The organism is Rickettsia endosymbiont of Culicoides newsteadi (assembly GCF_002259525.1).
GTDB lineage: Bacteria > Pseudomonadota > Alphaproteobacteria > Rickettsiales > Rickettsiaceae > Tisiphia.
The window spans coordinates 1-2,532 of sequence record NZ_MWZE01000136.1; the positions used below are offsets into that span (position 1 = coordinate 1).

A 2,532-nucleotide genomic window follows, 5' to 3' on the forward strand; every position below is an offset into this window, starting at 1 on the left:
CACTAAATGGTTTTGCTTTATAGTACATTGAAGAACGATTAATCTTTAATAATTCATATTGCCTTGTCTTTGGTAACATTGCTAGCTTGGAATCGACAAGTTCTTTTCTATTTGATAAGTCCAAGCTTTGTAGCTTTCCCACAGCCCAATCTCTCTCTACTATTGTTTTTCCAAGAGTTTTCGCTAATTCATCATTTTGTTCTTTCAGCATATTAATTTGTTCCTGATATTTACTTACCAGTTTTGCTGGTTCAAAAGCCAATGCTGCATTTGATATAAATTGTTTTTTCCAATTACTAATTGTCTTTGAGTTTATCTCATATTTTGATGCTATCACTGATAATGGACTCTCTTCTTTCAGCACTTCTAATACTATCCTAGTTTTTTCTTCAGCACTAAAAACTCTTGCTTTTTCTTTTGTCATTTTTTCTCCTAATTTTTTCTTATTATTTTATCTTAATTAGGAAACTTTTAACTCTATTTTTTTTGTCCATTTTCTTCAGTCCATTATAATAATTCTTTCTTCGTAAGCACTATTTAACATCTCCGATATCGCATCATAATATCCCCATCCCAATCCCATATGGTCTGCTTTTTACAACACCTGTAACTTTAATAAATAGACTCCATGCCTACATTCTTATCAAATTATTTCATTATTTTTAGCATATTATCGAAAACTATACCACTAGTTTAATTTCAAATAGTTTAATTTCAAATATTATTATAACAAACCATGATTAAATTTTATCTAAAGCTAAGATCAATAAATAACTTACCATTTCTTATTTGTTAGTACTACAGTGGTAGATTCTAATATTGCAGTTGTAGATTGAATAAATTATAGGAAATTTGGTATTTTCTTTAATGATTGGTGCTAAAATTTAGCTATAAATACACCTCTGTATACCCATTTTAGTTATGGAAAGCCCTGATTTTAGAATCTACCACTGTAGTATTAGGTACACATTAAACTTAATTATTTTTAACAACAGTTTTGTTAGTTCAAGTTGTTGTAGATATATAACCAATTTTTGCATAAGCTTTGAGTCTTTTCTCTGCCATTTTTGAAAGCATAGGTACTTGCTTATCAACATAATCATAAATAACTACTTCTTTTTTATCAGCATGTATTCTATGCAATCTTCCAGCATATTGTGCTAATGTTCCATACCAAGATATCGGCATGGTTAAAAATAATGTATCTAAGCGTTGATCATCAAATCCTTCACCAATATATCTTCCTGTTGCAATAAGCACCCTTTTTTCTTGATCAGATATCATTTCAAGTTTATGTTTAACTTTTGTACGCTTTTTTGTGTTTTGTCCTCCAATCATCACTATAATATTTTTGCAAAATGGAAATAATTTTTGTTCAAAAAATGCGGCATGATCCTTACGTTCAGTTATCACTAGTGGACTACAGCCTAAATTTATGGCATGTAAAATATCTTCAACAATTAGCATGTTTCTTTTTTGATCATTCATTATCTCTGAATAAATATGGCTGATAGAAAATTTTTGTTCTGCGTTTTTCATGGTAAATGCAGTATTTCTTAATATCACCTTGTGATTAAATGGTCTTAATAATGCTTGCTTTTTAGCATCAACTTTATAACGTATTGGACCGCATTGCATAAATATGATAGGATGATGTCCATCTTTACGTGTTGCCGTAGCGGTTAGCCCTAACACATATTTTGCTTTAGAAGCTCTTATTACTTGTTCAAAACTAACCGCTGATAAATGGTGACATTCGTCGACAATAACATGACTGTACTCAGCTACAATATCATCAACAACCTTACCTTTTATCAAACTTTGAATAATTGCGATATCAACAATCCTGCTAGGTTTATACCTACCACCGCCAATTATACCTATTTGATCAGGAGTAAGATCTAAAAATACTTTTAATCTTTCAATCCACTGATCTAATAATTGCCGACGATGTACAATAACCAATGTATTTGTTTTTCTTTTAGCAATCATATACGCACCAATTACAGTTTTTCCAAAAGCTGTTGTGGCTGAAAGAACACCTGTGTCATATTCAGAAAGCTTTTTAACGGCTTTCTTTTGTTCATCTGTTAGTTTTCCTAAAAAATTCAATTTAATACGATTCCCTCTACATCTTTTATCATAAACTATAACTTTAACATTAAGAGAATGAAGCAAATCTAAAGCTTCATCTAAGCATCCTCTAGGCAGGCCAATATATTCTAGAAAATCCTCAGCACATGCTATTATTCTAGGTTTGCCAAATATAGGTAAACGCATTGATTGAGCTACATAAAATTCAGGATTTTGGAAAGCAGCAAGGCGAATTAATTTATTAATAAGTGCTGAAGGAAGGAGAACGTTCGCTGAGCTGTGTCAGTATAGAATATCATAGTCTAAAATTCAACCTATCAGGGAAGAAAATATCTAGCTGGGAAACGGTTACCGCCCAATCTGGGATTGGCATATTCCACTTTGCTGTAATCTGTTTTATAGCACAAAAAACCAATTTGAACAAGGCATTTTCACTTG

The 2,532-nt window shown here is 31.3% G+C and carries 2 protein-coding genes and 1 pseudogene; all 3 read right to left on the reverse strand.

Annotated elements, in window-relative coordinates:
* Nucleotides 1-424: transposase (locus RiCNE_RS06755; protein WP_157905707.1), on the reverse strand; the 424-nt coding region annotated here is incomplete at its 3' end.
* Between the two features lie 581 nt (nt 425-1,005).
* A complete protein-coding gene (locus tag RiCNE_RS06760; RefSeq protein WP_094649797.1) occupies nt 1,006-2,280 on the reverse strand; it encodes a DEAD/DEAH box helicase in 1,275 nt (424 codons plus the stop codon).
* 109 nt (nt 2,281-2,389) lie between these two features.
* Nucleotides 2,390-2,532, reverse strand: a pseudogene (locus tag RiCNE_RS08635) (IS256 family transposase); the annotation flags it as partial.